The sequence below is a fragment of the Nodosilinea sp. LEGE 07298 genome (assembly GCF_015207265.1).
Taxonomy (GTDB): domain Bacteria; phylum Cyanobacteriota; class Cyanobacteriia; order Phormidesmidales; family Phormidesmidaceae; genus Nodosilinea.
Genome location: NZ_JADEXE010000078.1, coordinates 1 through 23,948 on the forward strand (window position 1 = coordinate 1; position 23,948 = coordinate 23,948).

The following is a 23,948-nucleotide window of genomic DNA, read 5'->3' on the forward strand; positions in this document are numbered from 1 at the left end:
TAGCAGGCACGTTCAGCCCTTGAGCATTCAAGCGCAGCATATGCGCACGGTCACGGGTCCGATAAGGAACTGTCTGAGCTTGCCGCAGTTCACTTAAGGTACGGTCTTCCTCCTCGGTCAAAATGATACGCAATGGGGCGGGCATAAGGGGGCTTTCTAGTTAACCCTCCCATCTTACGTTTAATTCAAACTCCCTACTTACCTTGCCGCAAATGTCATAGTAGAAACAATGCTCGTTAGAAGGAGACGCAGATAACTTGGCATGCATGTGATTGCGCGTAAGCGGCTCAACGAGTTTGCTGCACTGCATCCAAATACACGCAGGGACCTGGCTCAGTGGTACAGGATCGTCAAAGAGAACAACTTCTCTAATTTCGCTGAACTCCGGCATCTCATTCCGTCTGCTGAGCAAGTCGGCAAATTGACTGTTTTTAATATTGGAGGCAACAAAGCCCGGCTAATTGCAGCTATTCACTACAACCGAAGCAAAGTTTACATCCGAGCTATATTGACCCACGCAGAATACGACGAAGGGAGATGGAAAGAATGATGCAGAGTATTAATCTCGATCAAGCTATTGCTGCCTGGCAACCGGTCGCTAATACAGTATACGTTCCCCACTCCGATGAACAATATGAGCGGTTAGTTGCTTTACTAGATAGCCTCATTGATCAGGTAGGCGAAGACGAAGAACATCCACTTGCTTCAATGATGGACGTTATTGGTGCCTTGATTGAAAGCTATGAAACAAAGTACGTTCCTGTTTTAGAACAGGTTACCTAGCGGTGTGGGCATGTAGTCTAAATTGATATTGATTAGGCAGACGTATCGCACAAGTTATTACGGCTATCCCACAAGTTGCTTAGGTTATGGAAAGACTTTGCTGAAGCTCCGCAATTTCAAACCCTAGACTGTAAACCCCTAAACATCCCTCATGGTAGGGTGATCATGCCCTTACCCGCCTAGTGGTTATGACTAATCGCCTAGCAGATTCGCCCAGTTTGTATCTGCGGAAGCATGCCGAAAACCCGATTGACTGGTGGCCCTGGTGCAATGAGGCGCTGGAGCGGGCGCGGCAGGATGACAAACCAATTTTTTTGTCGATTGGGTATTCGAGCTGTCACTGGTGCACGGTGATGGAGGGCGAGGCGTTTTCGGATGAGGCGATCGCAGCCTATATGAACGCCAATTTCATTCCCATCAAGGTCGATCGCGAAGAGCGGCCCGACATCGACAGCATCTACATGCAGGCGCTGCAAATGCTGATTGGGCAAGGCGGCTGGCCGCTAAACGTGGTGCTACATCCCGAAACGCGGGTGCCCTTCTATGGCGGTACCTACTTTCCAACCGAGCCAAAGTACGGGCGGCCCGGCTTTTTGCAGGTGCTCACGGCCCTACGCCAGTTTTACGACACCGAGAAAGCCCGCCTGGGCGAGATCACTGAAGCAGTCATGGGGAACCTGCATCAGGGGGCACAACTGCCTGATGCCTCGGCCATTCCAGCCACAGATCTGCTCTATGCAGGGCTAGGAACCAATGCCAAAATCTTGATTCCGTCGGGGCAGGGCACCTGCTTTCCAATGATTCCCTATGCGGCGGCTGTACTGGGCGGACTGCGGCTTGACCTGGAATTGGACGTTGCTCACATCTGCGGCCAGCGGGGAAGGAATATGGCCTTGGGCGGCATTTACGACCACGTGGGCGGCGGCTTTCACCGCTACACCGTTGACCCCACCTGGACGGTGCCTCACTTTGAAAAGATGCTCTACGACAACGGCATGATCGTTGAGTATTTGGCCAATCTGTGGGCCAGCGGGCAGCGGGAGCCTGCCTTTGAACGGGCGATCGCGCTCACCCATACCTGGCTCAAGCGCGAAATGACGGCTCCTGGTAGCGACTCTGATAACGGCTCGGGGGGCTATTTCTATGCCGCTCAAGATGCCGATAGCTTTGTCACCCGCCACGACACCGAGCCCGAGGAAGGCGCGTTCTACGCCTGGCCCTATACCCTTGTGGAGTCTGCTCTGACGGCTGAACAGCGACAAGCGCTGGCCGAAGCTTTTACTCTTGCGCCAGAGGGAAACTTTGAGGGGCAAATTGTGTTGCAGCGACGGTCTATGACCAGCCCTGAAGGGGCAACGCACTCCGCTCCCCTCTCTCCCGAAGTAGAGGCAGCGCTAGACAAGCTGTTTACCCTGCGCTACGGCACTCCAGCGGCAGAGCTAGCCATCTTTCCTCCCGCTCCCGACAGTCAGGCTGCCAAAACCCAGCCCTGGCCGGGCCGTATCCCTCCTGTCACCGATACCAAGCTGATTGTGGCCTGGAACAGCTTGATGATTTCGGGGCTGGCTAAGGCGGCTATGGTTTTACAAAAGCCCGAATATCTGGTGACCGCTACGAAGGCGGCTGACTATATTCGCCAGCATCAGTGGGTGGGCAGCCACATGTACCGTCTGGGTTACGACGGCGTGCCTCAGGTATTGGCCCAGGCCGAAGACTATGCCCTGCTGATCAAGGCATTTCTAGATTTGCACCAGGCGGGGCTAGCGATCGCCCCTAGCCAGTCTCCAGACGCAATGGCTGACTCACCCACCGGAACCGACTGGATATCGCTGGCGCTCTCAACCCAGCAGGAGTTTGACCATCGGCTGTGGAGCGATGACCAGGGTGGGTACCTCAGCACCGCCGCTGACGAAGATCTGCTAGTGCAGGAGCGGCCTTATCAAGACAGCGCAACGCCGGCAGCGAATGGAGTGGCGATCGCCAACCTGGTTCGCCTAGCCTTACTCACCGACGATCTGGCTCATCTAGATCGCGCCGATCGCGCCCTACAGGCCTTTGGCACCGTGATGCAGCAAATTCCCCGCGCCTGCCCCAGCCTGTTTGACGGCCTCAACTGGTTTACCAACGGCACCGTGGTCAAGGCAACGGCGGCTATCATCCCTGAACTAGCGACTGAGTACTGGCCTACAACGGTCTTTTCTGTAGCCCACGACCTGCCGCCTAGGGCCGTGGGCATGGTGTGTCGAGGCACTAAATGCCTGGCCGTAGCAGAGTCTACCGATAAACTAAGGCAGCAGTTGCACCAAACCCGCCGCTAATTTATGCCCCACAACCCAGTACTGTACGAGGTTCTGCGCGATCGCATTCACCAGTCGCCCCAGGGCCGCATTTCCTTTGCCGAGTTCATGGAGCTGGCTCTTTACCATCCCCAGGGGGGCTACTACAGCAGCAAAGATGCCATTCTCGGTTTTGAGGGTGACTTTGTTACCTCCGCCCACCTGGGCCACGATTTTGGCGAATTACTGGCGACCCAGTTTGCCGAGATGTGGGCGCACCTGGAACGTCCTCATCCCTTTGTCTTAGTAGAAATGGGCGCTGGCCAGGGATTGATTGCCGCCGATGTGCTGAGCAGCTTGCAGAATCACTTTCCCGACTGCTTTGCTGCCCTGAATTACCAAATCGCCGAGAAATCTAACCGAATGCGGGCCATCCAAGCCGATCGTCTGTCGCCCTGGGCTGGACGAGTCGCCTGGGTAGATCTAGACACCCTCCCGGACGACAGCATTACCGGCTGTCTTTTTTCGAATGAACTGGTCGATGCCCTGCCCGTGCATCAGGTGGCGATCGCGGAATCGGGTTTGCAGGAAGTCTATGTCACCCTGGCTGACAACCCAGGTTCACCGGTGCGAGAAGTCGTGGATGCCCCCTCCACCCCGCGTTTAGCCGACTACTTCGCCTTTGTCGGTATCGATCTAAGCGACCCTCAGTATGCTCCTGGCTACCGCACCGAAGTTCACCTGGCCGCTCTCGACTGGATGAAAACCGTTGCGGCCAAACTGCATCGCGGCTACGTGCTCACCGTCGACTACGGCTACCCGGCCAGCCGCTACTACAGTCGCGCTCGCAACCAGGGCACGCTGCAGTGCTACTACCAGCACGCCCACCACGACAACCCCTACAGCCACCTGGGCCACCAAGACATTACCGCCCACGTCAACTTCACGGCACTAGAACGCCAGGGTGAGCACTGTGGGCTAGAAACGCTGGGGGCAACGCAGCAGGGCATGTTTTTAATGGCGCTGGGGTTGGGCGATCGCCTCGCCGCCCTGGGTCAAATTCAGGCCAGCGACCCGACCACCGTTAACCTCGCCATTCAGCGGCGCGATCGGCTGCACCAGTTAATTAACCCCATGGGTCTAGGAAATTTTGTGGTGCTGGTACAGGGTAAAAGACTTTCTACCGAGGCAAAAACGTTGAAAGGACTAACTATTCCGCCACTGATGTAATCCTGATCTGCCCAGTCCGCAAGGTAAAGCCGCCAACTCAAGCCGCTAAGGATAGAGTCGGCGATCGTAGCCAGTCCTATGCCACACCTACAGCTAAAAAATCCCCCCGAACCCATCGGGAAGCTAAGTCACAGGCGCAGGCAAACTATTAGTTCAGGGCTAAATCAGCAATCTTGCCAGAGAGGCGTTTGAGACTGCCTGCCATTCACCAACCAAAGGCTGAGACAGGAACTAGCTCTTGCTCTTTAGTGTCCGTCGCCTCAGCGGCAGCCTCAGCCAGACGCGACTCGGCACAAAACGACGCCGTGCTAAATCCGCCAAACCGCTTTACCACGCTGGTGCGCAGCCGCAGGTTGGGGTTAGCAAACCAAAACCGTTCGACTGAGCTCATGGTTTCATACTCAGTAATCAGCAGTAGCCCGCCCTCGCCGTCGATTTCGTAGCGACCAATCACAGGCACAATTTCGGCGTAACCCCGCTCGCGCAAGAGCTGCCCCCGACTGGGGTCATCAATATCGGGCACGAGGGCAAACACCGTGCTGCCTTCGTGGTTTTCGTCGTCTTTGTCCCAGGCCATGGCCCCGTGCCAGGTTACATAAGCCCCTCCTACCGCACTGGCGGGGTCTACATCATGAAGCTGGCAAATTTCCACCACGCTGGGGTGCCCCACATCCAGAGCCTCTACCGAAATCGTAGAGCCCCCTAGTTCGGCCCGGCGAAAGGGCAGGTGGTGAGTGGTGCGCTGGGAGTTCCACTGGCCCGCACTCATACGGAAAAAGTCCATTACGTCCATGGGGCAGGTTTCTATTACTTACTAGCGTTCTCAGAAATGTATGGACTCAGTATGGCAAGCACTGGATGGCAAACACTGGGTCACACTGGCCTTTATGGATCATAGCGCTGTCCCTGGGGTGAATGCAGCTAATTTCTGAGATAACTGACTGCGGCTAGGGCGATCGCCCTAGAAAGTGGGTCTAACGCCCTAGTTAAGGCAATATCAGCACCATTGCCTACCCAACTCAATCTCAGCCTATTGTTGCGTAATGTTACGTTACCTGAGAAGACTTAGGACGTCACGCGAGGTAGCTAGAGTGCCCAGAATGGTTGAATTCTTTCGCTTTGCCCCTGCGGCGGGGGCCGCTTTTCCTTAACAACTTGTAAAAAATAAAGACACACTGGCGGTGTATAAACATGTCTGGAGGGTTAATTGAATTAGCGAAAGCCAATTCAGGCAACGGTTTCAAGGAATGTTGCGGATCTCTCACAGACCCGCCTCTTTCCATTCTCATCAGCCTTCCTTTCGAGTGTGTTGAGCCGATTATGTAGAAGCTTGAACAAACTTGAAGAAATGTAAACTAGATGAGAAAACCGAGCACGCTGATCTTTAAGATCCTTCCTATAGATTGGTTAGACAGCCCCGGCTGAACTAATGATTAACTCGGTCATTTGACCATTTTCAAGCAAACTCAGCGACAAAAATATTAGGAGATTTGAGTCGATGTTTGACGCATTCACTAAAGTCGTTTCCCAAGCCGACGCACGAGGCGACTTCCTCTCCACCGATCAGATCGATGCTCTGCAGCGCATGGTTGCCGACAGCAACAAGCGCATGGACTCCGTGAACCGCATCACCAGCAACTCTTCCAAGATCGTTTCTGATGCTGCTCGCGCTCTGTTCGCCGAGCAACCCCAGCTAATCGCTCCCGGTGGCAACGCCTACACCAACCGTCGCATGGCTGCTTGCCTCCGCGACATGGAAATCATCCTGCGCTACGTTACCTACGCTATCTTCTCTGGCGATGCTAGCGTTCTCAACGATCGCTGCCTGAATGGCCTGCGTGAGACCTACGTTGCTCTGGGTACCCCCGGTGCTTCCGTAGCTGCTGGCGTTGAGAAAATGAAAGGTGCCGCGATCGCTATCGTTAACGACACCAGCAACATCACCCAAGGTGATTGCAGCTCTCTCGTTTCCGAGATCGGCAGCTACTTCGACCTGGCTGCGGCTGCAGTTGCTTAGGTTTAACCAAGCGCTTCGCCGGTTTGCGCCCACTGGCCAATGGCCATCTGCGCAATACTTTTCATTTGATTTATCCGCTGTGAAGACAACTGAAGGAGAACCCTAAAGCTATGAAAACCCCTTTAACCGAAGCTGTGGCTGCTGCTGATTCTCAGGGCCGTTTCCTGAGCAGCACCGAAATGCAAACCGCCTTTGGCCGTTTCCGTCAGGCTCAGTCTGGTCTAGAAGCTGCTAAAGCTCTGACCACCAAGTCTGATTCTCTGGTGAGCGGTGCCGCTCAAGCCGTGTACAACAAGTTCCCCTACACCACCCAAATGCAGGGGCCTAACTACGCTGCTGACGAGCGCGGCAAAGCCAAGTGCGCCCGTGACATCGGCTACTACCTGCGGATGGTCACCTACTGCCTAATCGCTGGTGGTACTGGCCCCATGGATGAGTACCTGGTTGCTGGCCTAGATGAAATCAACAGCACCTTCGAACTGTCTCCTAGCTGGTACGTGGAAGCTCTGAAGTACGTCAAAGCTAACCACGGTCTATCTGGCGACGGTGCCGTTGAAGCCAACTCCTACATCGACTACGCCATCAACGCTCTAAGCTAGGTTGGCCATTTGCCCGGAGGGGCAGACAGTTGTTAGCAACTTGTTAGCGATTGTTTGTTACTCCGGGCATTGTTGTATCTATATACGCCCAAGGAGGCAACCATGGCAGTAACCACTGCAGCGGGACGCCTTGGCGTTTCGCCCTACAATGAGTCGATGCGAGTTGAGCTACGGCCCAACTGGGCTGGAGATGATGTGGAAGCAGTCATTCGCGCTGCTTACCGTCAGATCTTTGGCAACCAGTACATTATGGCCAGCGAGCGCAACATCAGTGCCGAGTCGTTGCTCCGGCAGGGAGATGTTTCAGTTCGTGATTTTGTACGGGCTTTGGCCCTATCGGATTTGTATCGGGATAAGTTTTTCCTGAGCGGTCCACAAAATCGCTTTATTGAGCTGAACTACAAGAACCTGCTGGGCCGGGCGCCCTACGGCCAGGACGAAATCGCCTTTCATACCGACCTTTATAACACCTACGGCTACGCAGCGGAAATCAACTCCTACCTTGATTCCCAAGAGTACCGCGACAACTTTGGGGACAATGTAGTGCCCTACTATCGCGGCCACCTGACCCAGCGGAGCCAAAAGACGGTCGGGTTTACCCGCTTCTTTCAGCTCTATCGGGGCTACGGTACGAGCGATCGCACCCAAAGTAGCGGCATGCGATCCAAGCTGGTATCTGAAATTGCTAAAAACTCTGCCTCACCCGTGGGTAGCGGCGCTACCGGAGCTGCCATTGTAGGCGGGTCTGGCGGCGAGCGCGAGAAGCTCTACCGGGTTCGGGTAACCCAGGCTGCCGTAGCAGGTAGCCCTCAGGTGCGGCGCATCTACACCGAGTTTTTGGTGCCCTACGAGCAGCTATCTCGCAAGCTTCAGCAAGTTAACCGCACTGGCGGTCGGGTAACTAAAGTCGACCTGGCCTAGGTTACGGCTTTAATACCTTTCTGGCGGAGTGCTTGGTCTTGCTTTGGCAAGGCTGCAGTGGCGATCTCATTTAAGTGGGGGCGATGGGGGCTTAGGTCCGCGATCGTCTCGGCTTCAAATTAGATTGGCCTGGCGGTACTCCGCCATTTTTTTATTCTGCTGCGTTGAGTGAGTTCACGCTCACCGTGTTGATAAGACTGTGTTGATAAGGAGGATATTCCTGTGCCTATTACAACGGCAGCATCCCGGTTGGGAACGGCTGCATACGATGAAAGCTCGCCCGTAGAGCTACGCGCCAACTGGTCTCCCGAAGACGCCGAAATGGTCATTCGGGCCGTATACCGCCAGCTGTTGGGTAACGACTACCTGATGAAATCTGAGCGCTTGGTCGGGGCCGAATCGCTGCTAAAGAACGGCTACATCAGCGTGCGCGACTTTGTGCGGGCCGTGGCCAAGTCTGAGCTGTACAAAGAGAAGTTCTTTTACGGCAACTTTCAGACCCGTGTGATCGAGCTGCACACCAAACACCTGCTGGGCCGCGCCGTCTATGACGAGTCCGAAGTGGTTGAGCACCTCGATCGCTACGAAACCCAGGGCTACGACGCCGACGTTGATTCCTTCGTCGACAGCGAAGAGTACCAGGCCAACTTTGGCGACAACGTAGTGCCCTACTACCGCAGCTTTGTCTACCAGGCCGGGCAGCGATCGGTGGGCTTTACCCGCATGTTCCAAATGTACCGGGGCTATGCCACCAGCGACACCTCCCAGGCGGGCGGTAAAAAGTCTCGTCTAGCCGGTGAACTGGGCCGCAACACCTCGTCATCGATTGTTAGCCCCACCAGCGCAGCGGCAGGCTGGTCGTCTCAGGCAAACAAAATGACGACCCCTGCCAAGGCTCTAGGCGGGTCTACTCCCTATGGCACTAACGCCGGTCGGGTTTACCGGGTTGAGGTGATGGGGGCTAATCTGCCTCGCTACCCCAAGGTACGGCGGATCAATACCTCCTATCTGGTGCCCTACGAAAAGCTGTCGGCTAAGCTGCAGCAGATCAACGCCATGGGTGGCAAGGTAACTAGCGTTACCGCTGCTAGCCTCTAAGCTCGATACCAACCAGCGCATCCCTAGAGATGCGCTGGTTAGATTCCATTGCCGTACTCGAGATCTCGCAACGACCAGGAGAGTTTCCTATGCTCGCTCAAAACGCCTTTGGCAGTCAGACCACCTCCCCCTCGGGCAACCGCATCTTTCTCTACGAAGTTGAGGGGCTGCGCCAAAACGATAACACCGACCAAAACAACTACCCCATTCGCAAAAGCGGCAGCACCTTTATAAAAGTGCCCTACAGCCGCATGAACGAAGAAATGCAGCGCATTACCCGCATGGGTGGCAAAATCATTAGCATTCAGCCTCTAGTGGCTGACTAGCTATCGGTTCAGCGCTGGAGACACACCAAGGTATGAAACAGGATTCGCAACCGCTGATTAATGCGGAGATAGCGGAGGGAGAGCCTCTCACTGTAGAGCAGGCTATTGCCAACCTGCGCCAAACCGCCGATACGGGGCTGCGATACTATGCTGCCTGGTGGCTGGGGCGCTTTCGCGTAGCCGAGCCTGCGGCGATTGAGTCGCTGGTGGTGGCCCTGGGCGATGAGAGCGATCGCGCCCCCGATGGGGGATACCCACTGCGGCGCAATGCGGCCAGGGCGCTGGGAAAACTGGGCGATCGCACCGTCGTCCCCGCCCTAATCCAGTGCCTGCAGTGCGACGATTACTACGTGCGCGAATCAGCGGCCCAGGCGCTAGAGTCCCTGGGCGATCGTGAGGCCATTCCGACGCTCAGGACTTTGCTGTCTGGGGGAGTTACTGCCGCCGTAGCGGTGCCCGGCAAGCCCCACCTGGTGCAGCCCTACAATGCCGTCATAGAAGCTTTGGGCACCCTGGGCGCGACCGATGCCGTCGAAGACATTACGCCCTTTTTAGAGCACGAGGTGGCCCAGGTGCAAAACGCAGCTACCCGCGCCCTCTACCAGCTGACGGGCGATGCCACCTACTGCGATCGCCTGGTAGAGCGCCTGCAAGAGCCCAACCTCCAGCTCAGGCGATCGGCGATGATGGACTTGGGGGCAATCGGGTATTTGCCTGCGGCGGGGGCGATCGCGGCCACTCTAGCCGAAAACAGCCTCAAGCTGATTGCCCTACAGGGGGTTTTAGAATCGCACCTGCGCCAGTCTGACTTTCCTAGCCAAACGCTGAGTACCGAAGCCCGCCAGGTGCTAATACTTATGGATGAGCTGCTGTAGAAGCTCAGCAGCAGGGGTTGATTTCGTCACATCACCGCCGGCATGGTGCACGCGGACTATGCTTACCCTCTACAGCATTTAATCGGGCAAGAGATCGGGCAATATGGTTAGTGTTCTAGACCAAACGACAGCAGACGTGGGTGCAACCGTAGCAGAGCTAGTTCGAGCGATCGAAGCCGCCGACTCCAAAGGCGCAATGGTGGTGGCTGTCAACAACTTAGCTACCGCTCAAAATGTCGCTGCCATTCCCACCCTAATTACGGTATTGGGCTACAACAACCCTGGCGCAGCAGTGGCGGCTGTCAATGGCTTAGCCGCCCTAGGTAGTGCAGCTGTGCCCGCCCTGCTCGAACAGATTGACGGCTACAACTACGGTGCCCGCGCTTGGGCCATTCGTGCCCTGGCACTGATCGGCGACCCCCGCGCCCTGCCTGTGCTGCTAGAGACAGCTAAAGGCGACTTCGCCCTCAGCGTCCGCCGGGCTGCAGCCCGAGGGTTAGGCACTATCCACTGGGCACTGCTGCCCCATGACCAAGCCGCTACCGCCCAAAGTGACGTACTAGATGTGTTAACCAACGCCACCGCCGACCCTGAATGGGTCGTGCGCTACGCAGCGGTGGCCGGGCTGCAAACCCTAGCGGCTGACTTAGTAGAACCTGCGGGCCAGAAACCGCTCATTCTCGCCGCCCTACAGCGCGTCTTTGCCCAAGATGAAACCCCTGCGGTGCAGGCCCGCGCTCGCCTAGCCTTAGATACTCTTGAATCAACTCGTTAAAGCCTGTACTTCGATGTTGAGAAATGCAACACATTAATTCAATTTCGAGGTATGGTCTCTATGGTTAATTGCGGATCGACAGGGGTGCGGTTAACGTTTTTAGCGCCATAGCTCAGGAATTTTAATCCAAATGCTAGGCCGCCTTAGAGTAGAACTGCAGGTTCGGGAAGAGTCGTATGGTGTTGGCAGATCGGTCAAATACCCCAGAAGTTTTGAAGGTGATGGGTTTACCCGTTCACTGGCGAGCCGACTATGCGGGCTGGCTAGTCGATCGGTACCGGCAGGGGCACGGGGCTCACGTGGTCACCCTCAACGCCGAAATGGCCATGCAGGCCGACCAAAACCCGACCCTGCGCCAGGTCATTCTCAATGCCGAACTGGTGATCCCAGATGGGGCCGGGGTGGTGTTGTACTTTCGCACTAAAGGACAGCGTATTGAGCGGGCACCGGGCATTGAGCTGGCTTCTGGGGTGCTCAAGCGACTGTCTCCGCAGGAAACCGTTTTTATGTACGGCGGCGTACCAGGGGTGGCCGATCGCGCTGGCATTTACTGGCAGCGGCAGCTAGCGGGGTTGAAAGTCGTCGGCACCCAGCACGGCTACCTGGGGCCTGAAGACCAGCCCGAATTTTTGCAGCACCTGGAGCAGCTTCAGCCCAGCGTTATTTTGGTCGGTATGGGGGTGCCCCGGCAAGAGCTATGGATTCGTGAGCACCGCCACCTCTGCCCCAATAGCATTTGGATTGGGGTCGGCGGCAGCTTTGACATCTGGGCCGGAATCAAGTCTCGCGCCCCTCAGTGGATGTGCGACAATCACCTGGAATGGCTCTACCGGCTCTACAAAGAGCCCTGGCGCTGGCGGCGCATGCTGGCGCTGCCGCATTTTGCGCTGCGATCGCTCACCTATTCGGCCCGTTAGCAGGGTTTGGGGTTCGGGCTTTGAGAAATTCCTTGAACCTCAACAGCCTTAGAAATGTGGATTTATTAAAGTGAAACTCTTGGGTAGGGGCGTAGGCGTAGCCAAGCTATAGGCTTTACGGTTGTTCGCCCTCAAAGAGAATCCCAACCGTTAGAAGTTATTTGATCCACGCTCCTTAGTTCAACCTTAAGTTTGCCAATCCCAAATACCGGATTCCTGCTGGAGTGACGTCAAAACGGCAGGGCAGCACCTTCACACCTTTGAGCATCGCCTCTCGTAGCAGCCGCCCGTAGGTAGGGTCAGCCTCGTCGCCGGGCGCAAAATCGGTGCAGTCGCCCCGGTTAATGAAGTACAACATCACCGACTGAGCGGTAGGAATTAGCGCTGCCAGCTCCCTCAGGTGCTTTTGGCCGCGAGTGGTCACCGTATCCGGAAAAAGAGCCAGGGTGCCCTTGGCCCAGGTAGTGTTTTTGACTTCAATATAGGTAGCGATCGCGCTATCTTCCCCAGAAATTACAAAGTCAATCCGGCTTTTGCCGTCGCCACCGTAGCGCACCTCGGGGCGAATGTTGGCATACTCCCCCAGTTCTGGAATTTGTCGCGCTTCGAGCAGTGACTTCACGACTCGATTTGGCAGGGCCGTATTCACCCCGGCCCAGGTCGGCACCGTATCGCGCACTTCGGCCAACTCCCAGGTATAGGCCAGCTTGCGCTTGGGGTCGGAGCTATGGGAAACCAGCACCCGTCCACCCAGGTGACAAACTCCCGTCATCGGCCCAGTGTTGGGACAGTGGGCGGTAATGATTTCGCCAGTTTCTAGCTCAATATCGGCAAAAAACCGCTTGTAGCGCTTTAGCAGCTTCCCTTCGATCAGGGGGGGAAAGGGGTAGAACCAGTCAGTGACCATAGCAGGGGTTTGAGGTGGGCACTGCCCACCCTACCAGGAAAGGGCCGTTACCGGCACCTGGGCGAAATAGCGGCGGCGAAACTGCTCCTCTTGTAGCACATCTAAGAATCGCTGCGCTGTCTCTGCCTTGGGGGCAACGGGGTCTGGGTCAGCCTGAAAGGTCATCGTCTCATCGTCTAGGTAAGTGATCTCAAACCCAGCCGTCTCTAGAGCTTTTAGGCCGAGGGACAGGCTGGTAGCAGACAGGCACAGCCGATCGCTGAGCTGCGAACGCGTCACCTCAAGCCCCATGCGAGCCAGGTACTTAGCAAGGCCTACCAGCTCTTGCCATACTTCGACTGGTGACAGGTCATCGATTTGGGCAGAAAAGGTCAGGGCCAGGGGCAACCCGGTCTGCGCCGACTGTCGCTGCCAGGCCTGCCAGTCGCTCCACCGCACCGGGGCTTGTTCTACCCTCAGCACGGCTTCTGGTTCGGCTGGAACCATCTGCCGCCAGTCTAAAACTGGCGCGGCTGGCAGCGGGGCTGGCCCGGTTGTTTCGCTCAGTACGGTACGCACATCTACCAATTTGACGTGGTAGCCGTGGTAGCTGTTGAAGTCCAGCTCGATCACGACATCGCAGCGGCCCTGGGGCAGTTCATCACGGTAGTGGCCCCACCACTCGCCCGGAAACCCGGCCAAAGCACTGTTATCCCACAGCTCAAATTCGGTTTTGATGAACCCTACAGCTTTATTGTGGCGATCGCGCAGCCGTTTGTGAAACGCATTTTGAAACCAGACGTTGCGAACTAGCAGCTTCGGGACAGGGTTGCCCATACCACAGGGCTCCAGCCCCTTGAGTTCGCGAAAAAGGGGCTGACCTAGCTCGGCTACTGTTACCGTCAGGTCTATTTCTAGAACGGGCTGGGGCACACCATCGCCGCCCATCTGCTCGCGCACCATCCGGTTGAGCGCCGCCGCCAGCACCTCAATGTGCTCCACCGGCAGGGTCAGCCCCGCCGCTAAGGGGTGCCCGCCAAAGCCGCTGAGCAACTCCGCCTGAGATTGAAACAGCTGGTACAGGTCGAGCCCTTTGACCGATCGCGCCGACCCCCGGGCCAGCCGAGGGCCACCCGCCTCGCTGGGCGGGTCGATGCGCAGCAGCAGGGTGGGTCGCCCCAGGGCCTGGGCTACCTGCCCCGCCACCAGGCCCAAAATACCTGTTGGCCACTGCTCATCGGCCAGCACCAGACAGCGGGTAGTGGCCAGGTCTACCTGAGCCACCCGCGTCATCACCTGCTCGTAGAGGTCGCGCTGGAGGGCTTTGCGGCGGGTATTGGCCAGCTCGGCATCAGAGGCCAGGGTTTTGGCGCGTTGGCCGTCCTGGCTGGTTAGCAGCTCGACACAAAAGCTGGCATCGCCGTGGATACGGCTCACAGCATTGATGCGCGGCCCCAGCCCAAAAGAAATATCCGTGGGGCGATCGCCCGTGCGCTTGCATAGCGCCAGCAGCGCCGCTAGCCCCGGTCGCGGGTAGGGCGGCTGAGATTGGGTCTGGGTTTGCAGCCGCGCCAGACCCACCTGGGCTAGATAGCGACAGTCGCCCCGTAGCTCTACCAGATCGGCAATCAGGCCAATCGCCACTAGGTCTAGCACGTGGTCTAGGGGCAGAGGCGGCGGCGCATCGAGCGATTCATACAGTCCCTCCAGCAGCTTGTAAGCCACCGCCACCCCAGACAGCGCCGCCAGGGGATGATCCGGCGGCAGACGGCGGGGATTGATCAGCGCTAGAGCGCCAATATCGACCGCTGGCAGGGTGTGGTGGTCGGTGACAATCACCTCTATGCCGAGTTCGTTGGCATAGGCGATTTCAGCCCCGTTGGTGCTGCCCGTGTCGCAGGTCACCATCAGGGTTGCGCCCCACTGCGCCAGATGATCAAGGCCTCGTCGCGACAGCCCGTGGGATTCGCTCAGGCGGTTGGGGATGAAATACGTGAGGCGATCGCCCTTAGCAATCATCTGCCCCAGCCCGTCCCAAAGCACAGCGGTAGCGGTCACTCCATCGGCATCAAAGTCGCCCCAGATCGCCACTTTCTCCTGGTTGGCGATCGCCTGCTGGAGACGGGTGACGGCGATCGCCAAATCGGGGCCAAACGCGCTGGCTGGGGCAGGCTGGTAGAGGGTTGGGTTAAGCCAGCCGGCCAAATCTTCAAGTGGGCACACCTGCCGCTGCCACAGCACCTGAGCCAGTTGACGGCTGGTTCCCGGCAGCGCTTGAGCCACCGCCTCAACCCAGCGATCGGGGCAAACGTCAGCCGGGGGCAGGTGCCAACGCAGCGGTAGTGCATCCATAGATTTAGTCAAGAAAAAGTGATATTAGAGTGGTTCAGAGTTGACCGACACGGGCAGTTTAAATAAGCTTCCATAAAATCAAGCAAGCCTGGAATTGTAGATCGATATCCTGCGATAGGGTGAGTAGTACTGAAAATTTCGTCCATCTGGCTGAATATATTCATATTAGTCATCTGTCCTAGGTTATGTACTAAGGCTGAGTCGGCCTCTACAGTTCCTAAATTCCACCAGGTTCAGTTTTTACCAGGTTCACTCTTAACGGAAGCCCCAGGCCATCGCTGCCTCAGCCCCTGGTTGGGCAGCCTACCCCTAGGGTTGTGTACTCCTCACGAACTACTATGACTAAACATAGCCACCCAGAGCTAGACGGGCAAAACCCTCAAACCCTCTATACCTTCCATCTCAAGCGACCCGGTCAAACCCTGCGAGAACGGCTGACTTGGGGCGCAGTGGGGCTATCGGTGGGGCTGGGGATAGCCGCCAGCGCTTTTCTGCTGGTGCCCCAGGCGCGATCGTGGTCTTGGCCCAATCGAGCCGCCGCCGCTACCCAAACCGACCCCTTTCGTCAGGGGGCCGAGCAAGCGATGGCAGCCGCAGAGCTGACCCAAACCGCAGAATTTAGCGAAGACTGGGCCGAAGTTTCTATGCTCTGGCAGCAGGCGATCGCCCACATGCAATCGGTACCTAACGCCAACACCAACGTGGCCCTGGCCCAGGAAAAAGTGGCCGAGTACCAGCGCAACCTGCAGTACGCCCAGAGCAACGTAGGCACCCGCCCCAGCCGTACCCCCACCGAAAAAAACTACTGGACCCTCGGCTCTGACCGCGATCTGGTGATGACGATTCAGGGGGCTCCTGCTCAAACCATGCAGTACCACACTGCCTGCCAGCAAACCCTGCGCTACGGCAACAGCCTCGTCGAACTGCACAACGGCTACGTCAAACAGTACGATAACGCCGACGGCAACCTGCGGGTATTGGCTGACGGCCCGGCGGTGGTTTCCGCTGGAGCAGCCCAGGGCAGCTGGACACTAGGGTCAACCCAGGCCGATGTTGTGAAGATCCAGGGCGCACCCACCCGCCAAGAGCAGTACACCTCTGAGCGCTTTACCACCCTGTACTACGGCAAAAGCTCGGTGCTGTTTGAAAATGGTCAGGTTATTGGCTACCTAAACTCCGACAGTAGCCTTAAGGTCTCGCTACAGCTGCCTGTCTTGCCGTCTGACCAGGTAACCCCTCAGTTTTGGACCATGGGGTCTAGCCGCACCGAAGTCCTGCGGGCCGAGGCTAAAACCCCGATCGCCATCAGCCGCAACGATACCAATTGTGAGGAAGTGTTTCATTTCAACGACGGTGAAGTAACCTTTCGCCAGGGGCTAGTGACCGGCTACCGCGATCGCAGCGGTTCCCTTAAGGTGCGCTAAGGTGGGCGTTAAGGGAACCGGCGCTGGCTGGTTCACAGCCAGCTACTAGCCGCCAGAGTGCTTAAAAGTCAGGTGTTTTACCCAGCTACGGGTAAATGAATGGCGCTACCCTAGAGCCGAGGGGACAGATCCGGTGCATCGTTTCGGCTCAATACCCGTATGCTTAGACCAATGATGTAGCCTGCCCTGCCTTCGCGTTGTGGATGATGCCCCCGCCGCCATTGATTTAGTCATCGTCGACGACGATACTGAGACATCGTGCCTACTGCAGCGGCTGCTGAGCCAGCAAGGGTACCGAATTCAGGTGGCCGAAAGTGGCCAGCAGGCGATCGGGTCTATTTTGGCGTCTCGGCCTAGCCTAGTGCTGCTCGATCTGCTGCTGCCCGATATGGATGGCTACTCTCTGTGTCAGCAGCTCAAACGCAACCCCCTCACCACCGAGATTCCGGTAATTGTGCTGAGCTCTTTGGTAGATTCCATCGACAAAGTCAAGGCCTTTCAGGCTGGAGCGGCCGACTACATTACTAAACCCTTTGCGGTGCAGGAGGTGCTGGTGCGGGTGCAAAACCAGCTGAGGCTGGCCCAGCAGCGGCAGCAACTTAGCCAGCAAAACGCCCTACTCACCCAAGAAGTGCACGAGCGCACCCAGATGGAACAGGCGCTGACAGCCGCTGAAATAAACTACCGCAGCATTTTTGAAAATGCCACAGTAGGTATCTTTAAAGCCTCGGCAAAGGGGCAATTGCTCAGCGTTAACCCTTCAATGGCGCGCCTATACGGCTACGAATCGGCCCAGGAGATGGTGGCTGCCGTCGCCGATATCAGCCGCCAGATCTATATTCAGCCCAAGCGCCGCGATGAGTTGGTGGTCTACCTCGATCGCTTTGACAAAATCACCGACGCTGAATCAGAGGTGTTTCGCAAAGACGGCACCACCTTTTGGATTAGCGAAGACATTTGGAAAGTGTGGGATAAACTGGGCACCTTTTTGCACTACGAGGGTATTGTTCACGACATTAGCGAACGTCGTCAAATGGAGACTGAACTGCGCCAGCAGCGGCAGCAGGCCGATCGCCTGCTGGTCAACATTTTGCCCTACCGTATTGCCCAGCGCCTCAAGGGTGGTGCCCGCACCATTGCCGAAAGCCTCGATCAGGTCAGCGTGCTGTTTGCCGACCTAGTTGATTTCACCGCCGCCTCTAGCCAAATGACGCCGCGCCATCTGGTCAAAATGCTCAACGAAGTATTTTCGATGTTTGATCAGCTGGCCGAGTTTCACCACCTAGAAAAAATTAAGACCATTGGTGATGCCTACATGGTGGCGGGGGGCTTGCCTACCCCTAACGATGACCACGCCGCTGCGATCGCTCAGTTTGCCCTCGACATTTGCGACGCTATTAAACAGTTTCAGCGTCCCGATGGCAAAACCTTTCAAATTCGAGTGGGTATCAATACGGGCTCGGTAGTCGCCGGAGTGATTGGTCGCCGCAAGTTTGCCTACGATCTCTGGGGCGACACCGTCAATATAGCTAGCCGCATGGAAGCGACCGGTGAAGCCCAGCGCATTCAAGTGACCCCAGAGCTGTATGAACGGCTAAAGGACCAGTTTCAGTTTGAACAGCGTGGCTACGTGGCGGTTAAAGGCCGGGGCCAGATGATGACTTACTGGCTGGTAGGGCGGCTGTAATCAGGGTCTCTGGCCCATGTGATAGCGTAATCAAGGTTTACACAAGTGGCCTGTCCTGGGGCTCGGTGCGAGGTAGACAACGCTCGGGGGAAGGATAATGTCAGAGAAACCAAATAATTAGAAGTATCCGTTCACTGTTGGTTTACTCAATAATTGGTTTGTTTTAGAGACGGCGGCTGGGCTAGCTGCCCAAGGTCAGGGTGGGGTTCAATTCAGCCACGTCAGAGCCTGGTGAGGCTCCGGTAGAGGATTGCAGGAATGACGCTACTTCAGCAAGCAACGGTTTTAATTACAGAAGCCGCCCCCCACCAGACAGAAGCTCTGGTTCGGATGTTAGTCGCCGCTAACTATCAGGTGCAGGTGCGCACCGAAGCAGACGTACTGCCCCCAGCACAGCAATCAGGGCGATGGCCCGACCTAATCATTTTGCAGGTAGCTGGGGCCGACAGCAGCGGCTATAACCTGAGCCAACAGCTTAAGGCCAACCCTACCACAGCCGCTATACCGTTAGTTTTTGCTGGCACCTTTAACGACGCTGCTAGCCGAGAGCAGGCTTTTGCTGCGGGCGGTGTAGATTACCTGGAACCTCCCTTTGTGGCAGCAGATGTGGCCGCTCGCGTCGGTCACTGGATTGAGGTCGCTACCGCCAGGCCAATGCGTCCCTCTTTGCTGAAAGCCAGCCTGCAGCGGCTGCACAACACCCTCGATCTAGACACCATTTTGCAGACGGCGGTGCAGGACGTACGGCAGCAAATCCTGGCCGATCGCGTCGTCATTTATCAGTTTCGCCGCAATGGGCGGGGCCTAGTCACCCACGAAGCCTTGGCCGATCAGCACCTGAGTGTGCTGCACCGCCAGGTCGAAGATGCCTGCTTTGACCTAGAGCATGCGGCTAAATATTGGTCGGGACGAGTAGGCCAAATTAATGATGTAGAGGCCCTAGGCAATATTAGCCAGTGCTACCGCGACATGCTGCTGGGCTTTGGCATTCGGGCCAACTTGGTAGCACCCATCATCCACAACCTGCCGGGGCAGAACCGCTACCTGTGGGGGTTAATCATCGTGCATCAGTGCTATCAGCCTCGGCGGTGGCAGACCCAAGAAATTGAGCTTCTGCAAGAAATATCGGCCCACCTGGCGATCGCTATTCAGCAGAGCCGCCTGTTTGAGCAGGTGCGTCACCAGGCCCGCCAGGAGATGTTGCTCAACCACATTTTGGATGAAATACGCGCCAGCCTGGATGTGCAGCACATTCTCACCTGCACTGTAGAGCACCTGGGCACAGCCCTTAATCTACGCCAGTGTGGCATTACGCTGCTGCGCCACAACCTGGCCAATCTGCCCACGCCGTTTGTGGTAACCGTGCAGCCTCCAACCCTGAGTGAACCTGTTGCCCCGCTAGACATTACCGAGGTGCTGCGACGGCAGCTTATGCTTGATGACAATCTTGTCGTTCTGCCCTACCAGGCTAACCCAATGCGGATGCGACCCAATGCGGCCCAGCCCGTGCTCCAAGACGGCAAGACATACCTGGCTACGGCTATTCGCATTGATAACCAGGTACAGGGAGTATTGTGGGCCTGCCCCGAATCTGACCGTCTGAGCATTGCCGACGACATGAACCGCTGGGAGCACAACGATCTGAGTCTGGTTGAAGAAGTGGCCCTGCAGCTCAGCCAGGCCTTGCAGCAGGCGGCCTTGTACCAGCAGCTTCAGGCCGCTAACGATGAACTCCAGCGGCTGGCCCACCTCGATGGCCTCACCCAAATTGCCAACCGCCGCGAGTTTGACCGCTATCTAGACCAGGAGTGGCAGCGGCTACAGCGAGAACAAGGCACCTTAGCCCTGGTGTTGGCCGATGTCGACAACTTCAAGGGCTATAACGACACCTACGGCCACCTAGCTGGCGACGACTGCCTGCGATCGCTGGCCCGTCTGCTGAATCAGGTGACTCAGCGCCCCGCCGATTTAGCCGCCCGCTACGGGGGCGAAGAGTTTGCCCTGATTTTGCCCAATACGACCTCGGCTGGGGCGATCGCCTTGGCGGCCAAAACCCAAACCTATCTAACTCGTCTGGCGATTCCTAACATAGCTTCGCCCCTGTACGGACGAGTCACTATCAGCTTCGGCATTGCCGTTGTCACACCTGTCCCCACCCTATCTACCGAAACCTTGATTCAACGGGCTGACCAGGCCCTCTATGCTGCCAAGGAGAGCGGTCGCAACCGCTACTGCCTGTGGTCTGAGGAGATACAATCAGCCTAGACGTTAGCAGCGTTAACAACGCTTTGAGTAAACGTTTGAGGAATGTTTGATTTAATCTATGGTTAGCCTGTCCCCCGCCAATCAGCAGCGGCTGCGATCGCCTCTAGCCATTGGCTATGTAACCGTGCACAGCCGGGTGCTGCAATCGCCCCTCTCAGGCGTGACCGACCGCGCCTTTCGCCAGCTGGTGCGCCGCTACGCCCCCACCTCCATGCTCTACACCGAAATGGTGCAGGCCACCGGAGTCTGCCACGCCCGGCAGCTCGAAAAGATTATGGACATTGACGCCAGCGAGCAGCCGATCAGCATTCAGCTATTTGACTGTCGGCCCGACTTTATGGCTGCCGCCGCCCGCAAAGCCGTGGCCGAAGGGGCCAAAACCATCGACATCAACATGGGCTGCCCGGTGAATAAAATCACCAAAAAAGGGGGTGGCTCGTCGCTGCTGCGTCAGCCCGAGGTGGCTGAGGCGATCGTGGGGGCTGTAGCCGAGGCAGTGCCTGTGCCTGTTACCGTCAAAACCCGCATTGGCTGGGATGACGACCACATCAACGCGATCGAATTTGCCCGCCGTATGGAAGCCGCCGGGGCGCAAATGCTCACGCTCCATGGCCGCACTCGCAGCCAGGGCTACCACGGCCCCGCCCGTTGGGAATGGATTGCCCTGGTCAAAGCGGCACTGAGCATTCCGGTGATTGCCAATGGCGATATTGTTTCGGTGGAATCGGCGGTGCGCTGCCTGGAGCAGACCGGGGCCGATGGAGTCATGTGCTCGCGAGGCACCCTGGGCTATCCCTTTTTAGTCGGTGAAATCGACGCTTTTCTCAAGACCGGCACCGTTCCGCCAGCGCCCACAGTGGGAGATAAACTGCGCTGCGCCCGCGAGCACCTGGGTTTGCTATGGCAGTACAAGGGGCAGAAGGGCATTCACCAAGCCCGCAAGCATATGGCCTGGTATGTCAAAGGTTTTGAGGGAGCCGCTCCCCTGCGTCAACGGCTCTGCCAAATCGATACTGTTGAGGCCGGATATACGCTGCTGGATGGCGCGATCGCTGAGCTAGAAAATGCGATCGCTGCCGTCAACCCCCACCCGCTCCTAGCCTGCAAAATGTAACGCTTTGTATCTAACTGCCCTGAATTGGGCACTGGCCTCAACCGCCCACCGGCTAAAGAATCTCTACCCATCGGATAACCGACCCTTGACTAATGGGCTTTAAGGTAGGATCTATTAATAAATTTAATTTGCAGTTTCGACCCCGTAATCTCCATGACCTCGTACGCCACCGCCACTGCCCGCGCCGATATGGGTGAGCTTCGCCGTCTGAGAAGCCTACTGCCCCCCGAGCTTCAAAGCTGGGTGACGGTGGAGTCGGCGATTGATGTTACCCCACCGCTGATCACCTGCGAAGAACTAGGCAAAGACCAGGTCGAAATTCAGGTCGACCTGCTCAAATGGGAGCAGCTAGCCCTCGATCAGCGCAATCTGCTGTTCTGGCACGAGGTGGGTCGCATTCAAAATGACACCATCCCTCGCGACGGCTGGGAAATGGCGGCGTTGGCCATTGGTCTGGGCGGCGCTGTAGGTGAGTTATGGGTACAAGACGGGCTGCTGCTCATGCTGGCCCTCAGCCTCTGCGGCTTCTCTAGCTGGCGGCTCTATAAGCGCAACAACAACCAAAAGACCCTGCAAGAGAGCATTACCGCCGACGAGCGGGCGATCGCTATTGCCACCCGCTTTGGCTACACCCTGCCCAACGCTTACAAGAGCCTGGGCAGCGCTCTCAAAACCCTGATTGAGCAAACCCCCAAGAAACGCCAGCGCGATCGCTACATCAAGCGTCTAGAAGCCCTCAAAAAGAGTGCCGCCAAAGCCAAAGAAAGCGCCCGAGCCGAGCGGGGCGACATGCGATCGGCCTATTAAAACTCCATACAGCTATCAAGGACTGGGTACCTAGGTTTATTACCCAAATCTAGGCTTAAGCGCAGGCACCCGATCCCTTAGGCTAATTCACGGCCTGAAATATCGCCTCTACCGCCGCCGGATTGATCTCCGGCGGCAGTTTGCTGCTGGCCCCAATGACCGCAAACCCAGAGCCCTGAGGAATCACTCCCGTCAGCCCGGCGGCCGTCAACTGTGATGCGACTTCTGGACCTTCCTTTGGCAGCACTACCAGCGGCTTTGGCCTCTGTCGGTAAACCCCCAAACGCTGCATCGTTAACCCAAAAGAACCGGCGTGAAAAGCTGGGTTTAGCTCGCCATCATACTCAAATTTGCTCAGCATCAGCTGCATCGAGTAAAGCTGCGCCGGGTTGAGCGAAGTAGCCTCTGGCACCGTGCGGGCGCGACGGGTAGCTACCATCTCCAAAAATGGCGTTCTAACCACACTGAGCTGATCGGCCTCGGTATCAAACGAACGGCAGTAGGCCAAGCTATCCCAGCCGGGGCTGTCGCGCAAAATCCACTTGTAGCGCTGACCGTCGCCCTGGGCATGGAGCACTGTACCCTGCCATTGCCCCAAATTTAGTGGCGGCTCAATATTGCGAGTGCGGATAGAGGCAAACCCACCGCTGTTGGCCGTAGAAACCTGCCCCACAAACCGCAGTCCATTCTGCCACTGCACCTGGCTGGTGCTAACGCCCCCCATGACCCCATCGTCCAGGCTGCCCCACAGCGCCGCGACGGCCGGATCAGGCTGCCGAAAATTGACTAGGGTAGCTTCCTGGTAAGCAGGCATTTGCTCCAATCGCTCCAGCCAAGGCTGAGGGCTATCTTCAGGGCTAGCAGCTAACCAAACAACTAGCGCAGCATTCCCTACATGAGCAGATTCAGAAATTTGCGGTGTAGCCTCAACCCTACACCCAAGGGAAGCCAAGGGTTCAATCAGGCTATCAATCCAATTAGCCGCCCCGCCCAACAGATACACTTCCGGCTGTGTTGGGGTCGGCGTCAAACTAGCGGGGTCTAAAGACTGGGTCATTGCGGTACCTGGATTAGCTAGCCCAGACAACCCTCTCATTACTGGAGATAAAGGCCCTGCCACATCAAAGTGAACCAGTGTTTTAAATAGCCGTAGAGGGTTCCAAACCATAGTGATAACTTACAGCAAAATCTCGGATGGCACAGAGCTGCGGCTATGCGAGTTTGCAACGAAAGAGGAATTTTTCTGTGAATTTACTCATCACCCCAATGATTGGGCCTGGGTATGCTGAATTTATCGATGATTCCGGTGCTGGTGACCACTATAGCGATCGCTAGAGTGCCTGGACATCGATAAGTACTTCAGCTTGGCAGCTCCAGCTTTCTACACTGCCTCCAGGCTGAAGCTTCTATAGGGTTAACCAGAGCAATGCATCAATCTTATATAAACAACACTCAAAGGCTTCCTGATTGCCCCTCAGGCCTTCAGTTTAATGAAAGCAAGCAAACGATTAGGCGCTGCACCCGAGTGCCACCCTCTATCTATCGTTGAGCCCAGCTCAGCAATAGATTGCCCCATTAGCCCCCTGCCCCCAACAG

Annotated in this window: 21 protein-coding genes; 17 read left to right on the forward strand and 4 right to left on the reverse strand. The window is 56.8% G+C overall.

Features of this window, described 5'->3' with window-relative positions:
- Positions 1 to 262 precede the first annotated feature (262 nt).
- From IQ273_RS12695 to IQ273_RS12710, 4 genes are all read left to right on the forward strand, one after another.
- Entirely contained in the window at positions 263 to 550 is a 288-nt protein-coding gene (locus tag IQ273_RS12695) for a type II toxin-antitoxin system HigB family toxin (RefSeq protein ID WP_194023541.1), read from the forward strand.
- Positions 550 to 783, forward strand: coding sequence for a hypothetical protein (locus IQ273_RS12700; RefSeq protein WP_194023559.1), 234 nt, complete (start codon positions 550 to 552; stop codon positions 781 to 783). The genes IQ273_RS12695 and IQ273_RS12700 overlap by 1 nt, the downstream gene beginning before the upstream one ends.
- Before the next feature lie 188 nt (positions 784 to 971).
- Positions 972 to 3,101 (forward strand): thioredoxin domain-containing protein, encoded by a 2,130-nt coding sequence (locus IQ273_RS12705; protein ID WP_194023542.1) that lies wholly within the window; start codon positions 972 to 974, stop codon positions 3,099 to 3,101.
- A 3-nt stretch (positions 3,102 to 3,104) separates the two neighbouring features.
- Entirely contained in the window at positions 3,105 to 4,289 is a 1,185-nt protein-coding gene (locus IQ273_RS12710) for a class I SAM-dependent methyltransferase (protein WP_194023543.1), read from the forward strand.
- Between the two features lie 205 nt (positions 4,290 to 4,494).
- Here the strand turns inward: IQ273_RS12710 and IQ273_RS12715 are convergent, their stop codons facing one another.
- Entirely contained in the window at positions 4,495 to 5,082 is a 588-nt protein-coding gene (locus tag IQ273_RS12715) for a phycobiliprotein lyase (protein WP_194023544.1), read from the reverse strand.
- 705 nt (positions 5,083 to 5,787) lie between these two features.
- On the opposite strand from IQ273_RS12715, the gene IQ273_RS12720 reads away from it, so the two are divergent.
- The 8 genes from IQ273_RS12720 (at position 5,788) to IQ273_RS12755 (ending at position 11,817) form a co-directional block, all read left to right on the forward strand.
- Positions 5,788 to 6,306: a phycocyanin subunit beta gene (locus IQ273_RS12720; RefSeq protein WP_106868037.1), complete on the forward strand. Its 519-nt coding sequence runs from the start codon at positions 5,788 to 5,790 to the stop codon at positions 6,304 to 6,306.
- A 110-nt stretch (positions 6,307 to 6,416) separates the two neighbouring features.
- Positions 6,417 to 6,905, forward strand: coding sequence for a phycocyanin subunit alpha (gene cpcA / locus IQ273_RS12725; protein WP_194023545.1), 489 nt, complete (start codon positions 6,417 to 6,419; stop codon positions 6,903 to 6,905).
- Between the two features lie 102 nt (positions 6,906 to 7,007).
- A complete protein-coding gene (locus tag IQ273_RS12730) occupies positions 7,008 to 7,826 on the forward strand; it encodes a phycobilisome linker polypeptide (RefSeq protein WP_194023546.1) in 819 nt (272 codons plus the stop codon).
- A gap of 222 nt (positions 7,827 to 8,048) precedes the next feature.
- Positions 8,049 to 8,924 carry a phycobilisome linker polypeptide gene (locus IQ273_RS12735; protein ID WP_194023547.1) on the forward strand — a complete coding sequence of 292 codons (876 nt, stop codon included), beginning with the start codon at positions 8,049 to 8,051 and terminating at the stop codon, positions 8,922 to 8,924.
- A gap of 89 nt (positions 8,925 to 9,013) precedes the next feature.
- Positions 9,014 to 9,250: a phycobilisome linker polypeptide gene (locus tag IQ273_RS12740; protein WP_194023548.1), complete on the forward strand. Its 237-nt coding sequence runs from the start codon at positions 9,014 to 9,016 to the stop codon at positions 9,248 to 9,250.
- Between the two features lie 32 nt (positions 9,251 to 9,282).
- A complete protein-coding gene (locus IQ273_RS12745; protein ID WP_194023549.1) occupies positions 9,283 to 10,125 on the forward strand; it encodes a HEAT repeat domain-containing protein in 843 nt (280 codons plus the stop codon).
- A gap of 103 nt (positions 10,126 to 10,228) precedes the next feature.
- Positions 10,229 to 10,900 (forward strand): HEAT repeat domain-containing protein, encoded by a 672-nt coding sequence (locus IQ273_RS12750; RefSeq protein ID WP_194023550.1) that lies wholly within the window; start codon positions 10,229 to 10,231, stop codon positions 10,898 to 10,900.
- Between the two features lie 176 nt (positions 10,901 to 11,076).
- On the forward strand, positions 11,077 to 11,817 hold the full coding sequence (locus IQ273_RS12755; RefSeq protein ID WP_228052932.1) for a WecB/TagA/CpsF family glycosyltransferase: 741 nt from the start codon (positions 11,077 to 11,079) through the stop codon (positions 11,815 to 11,817).
- A gap of 175 nt (positions 11,818 to 11,992) precedes the next feature.
- Here the strand turns inward: IQ273_RS12755 and sfsA are convergent, their stop codons facing one another.
- Both sfsA and recJ read right to left on the reverse strand, forming a co-directional pair.
- Positions 11,993 to 12,724: a DNA/RNA nuclease SfsA gene (gene sfsA / locus IQ273_RS12760; RefSeq protein ID WP_194023551.1), complete on the reverse strand. Its 732-nt coding sequence runs from the start codon at positions 12,722 to 12,724 to the stop codon at positions 11,993 to 11,995.
- 30 nt (positions 12,725 to 12,754) lie between these two features.
- Positions 12,755 to 15,055, reverse strand: coding sequence for a single-stranded-DNA-specific exonuclease RecJ (gene recJ, locus IQ273_RS12765; protein WP_194023552.1), 2,301 nt, complete (start codon positions 15,053 to 15,055; stop codon positions 12,755 to 12,757).
- A 338-nt stretch (positions 15,056 to 15,393) separates the two neighbouring features.
- Here recJ and IQ273_RS12770 point away from each other — a divergent pair, with 338 nt between their 5' ends.
- The 5 genes from IQ273_RS12770 (at position 15,394) to IQ273_RS12790 (ending at position 22,352) form a co-directional block, all read left to right on the forward strand.
- Positions 15,394 to 16,479: a hypothetical protein gene (locus IQ273_RS12770; RefSeq protein ID WP_194023553.1), complete on the forward strand. Its 1,086-nt coding sequence runs from the start codon at positions 15,394 to 15,396 to the stop codon at positions 16,477 to 16,479.
- Positions 16,480 to 16,678: 199 nt separating this feature from the next.
- Positions 16,679 to 18,166, forward strand: coding sequence for an adenylate/guanylate cyclase domain-containing protein (locus IQ273_RS12775; protein ID WP_194023554.1), 1,488 nt, complete (start codon positions 16,679 to 16,681; stop codon positions 18,164 to 18,166).
- 258 nt (positions 18,167 to 18,424) lie between these two features.
- On the forward strand, positions 18,425 to 20,431 hold the full coding sequence (locus tag IQ273_RS12780) for a diguanylate cyclase domain-containing protein (RefSeq protein ID WP_194023555.1): 2,007 nt from the start codon (positions 18,425 to 18,427) through the stop codon (positions 20,429 to 20,431).
- 58 nt (positions 20,432 to 20,489) lie between these two features.
- Entirely contained in the window at positions 20,490 to 21,545 is a 1,056-nt protein-coding gene (gene dusB, locus IQ273_RS12785) for a tRNA dihydrouridine synthase DusB (RefSeq protein ID WP_194023556.1), read from the forward strand.
- A gap of 153 nt (positions 21,546 to 21,698) precedes the next feature.
- A complete protein-coding gene (locus IQ273_RS12790; protein ID WP_194023557.1) occupies positions 21,699 to 22,352 on the forward strand; it encodes a DUF3318 domain-containing protein in 654 nt (217 codons plus the stop codon).
- A gap of 82 nt (positions 22,353 to 22,434) precedes the next feature.
- Here the strand turns inward: IQ273_RS12790 and IQ273_RS12795 are convergent, their stop codons facing one another.
- On the reverse strand, positions 22,435 to 23,409 hold the full coding sequence (locus IQ273_RS12795; protein WP_194023558.1) for a CIA30 family protein: 975 nt from the start codon (positions 23,407 to 23,409) through the stop codon (positions 22,435 to 22,437).
- Positions 23,410 to 23,948: the final 539 nt, after the last annotated feature.

Bases quoted from the DNA above. Each gene is read 5' to 3' on its own strand.
- cpcA (WP_194023545.1), top strand. From the start codon at position 6,417: ATGAAAACCCCTTTAACCGAAGCTGTGGCTGCTGCTGATTCTCAGGGC.
- IQ273_RS12790 (WP_194023557.1), top strand. From the start codon at position 21,699: ATGACCTCGTACGCCACCGCCACTGCCCGCGCCGATATGGGTGAGCTT.
- sfsA (WP_194023551.1), bottom strand. From the start codon at position 12,724: ATGGTCACTGACTGGTTCTACCCCTTTCCCCCCCTGATCGAAGGGAAG.
- dusB (WP_194023556.1), top strand. From the start codon at position 20,490: ATGGTTAGCCTGTCCCCCGCCAATCAGCAGCGGCTGCGATCGCCTCTA.
- IQ273_RS12710 (WP_194023543.1), top strand. From the start codon at position 3,105: ATGCCCCACAACCCAGTACTGTACGAGGTTCTGCGCGATCGCATTCAC.
- IQ273_RS12705 (WP_194023542.1), top strand. From the start codon at position 972: ATGACTAATCGCCTAGCAGATTCGCCCAGTTTGTATCTGCGGAAGCAT.
- IQ273_RS12745 (WP_194023549.1), top strand. From the start codon at position 9,283: ATGAAACAGGATTCGCAACCGCTGATTAATGCGGAGATAGCGGAGGGA.
- IQ273_RS12730 (WP_194023546.1), top strand. From the start codon at position 7,008: ATGGCAGTAACCACTGCAGCGGGACGCCTTGGCGTTTCGCCCTACAAT.
- IQ273_RS12695 (WP_194023541.1), top strand. From the start codon at position 263: ATGCATGTGATTGCGCGTAAGCGGCTCAACGAGTTTGCTGCACTGCAT.
- IQ273_RS12750 (WP_194023550.1), top strand. From the start codon at position 10,229: ATGGTTAGTGTTCTAGACCAAACGACAGCAGACGTGGGTGCAACCGTA.
- IQ273_RS12770 (WP_194023553.1), top strand. From the start codon at position 15,394: ATGACTAAACATAGCCACCCAGAGCTAGACGGGCAAAACCCTCAAACC.
- recJ (WP_194023552.1), bottom strand. From the start codon at position 15,055: ATGGATGCACTACCGCTGCGTTGGCACCTGCCCCCGGCTGACGTTTGC.
- IQ273_RS12780 (WP_194023555.1), top strand. From the start codon at position 18,425: ATGACGCTACTTCAGCAAGCAACGGTTTTAATTACAGAAGCCGCCCCC.
- IQ273_RS12720 (WP_106868037.1), top strand. From the start codon at position 5,788: ATGTTTGACGCATTCACTAAAGTCGTTTCCCAAGCCGACGCACGAGGC.
- IQ273_RS12795 (WP_194023558.1), bottom strand. From the start codon at position 23,409: ATGACCCAGTCTTTAGACCCCGCTAGTTTGACGCCGACCCCAACACAG.
- IQ273_RS12700 (WP_194023559.1), top strand. From the start codon at position 550: ATGCAGAGTATTAATCTCGATCAAGCTATTGCTGCCTGGCAACCGGTC.
- IQ273_RS12715 (WP_194023544.1), bottom strand. From the start codon at position 5,082: ATGGACGTAATGGACTTTTTCCGTATGAGTGCGGGCCAGTGGAACTCC.
- IQ273_RS12740 (WP_194023548.1), top strand. From the start codon at position 9,014: ATGCTCGCTCAAAACGCCTTTGGCAGTCAGACCACCTCCCCCTCGGGC.
- IQ273_RS12755 (WP_228052932.1), top strand. From the start codon at position 11,077: ATGGTGTTGGCAGATCGGTCAAATACCCCAGAAGTTTTGAAGGTGATG.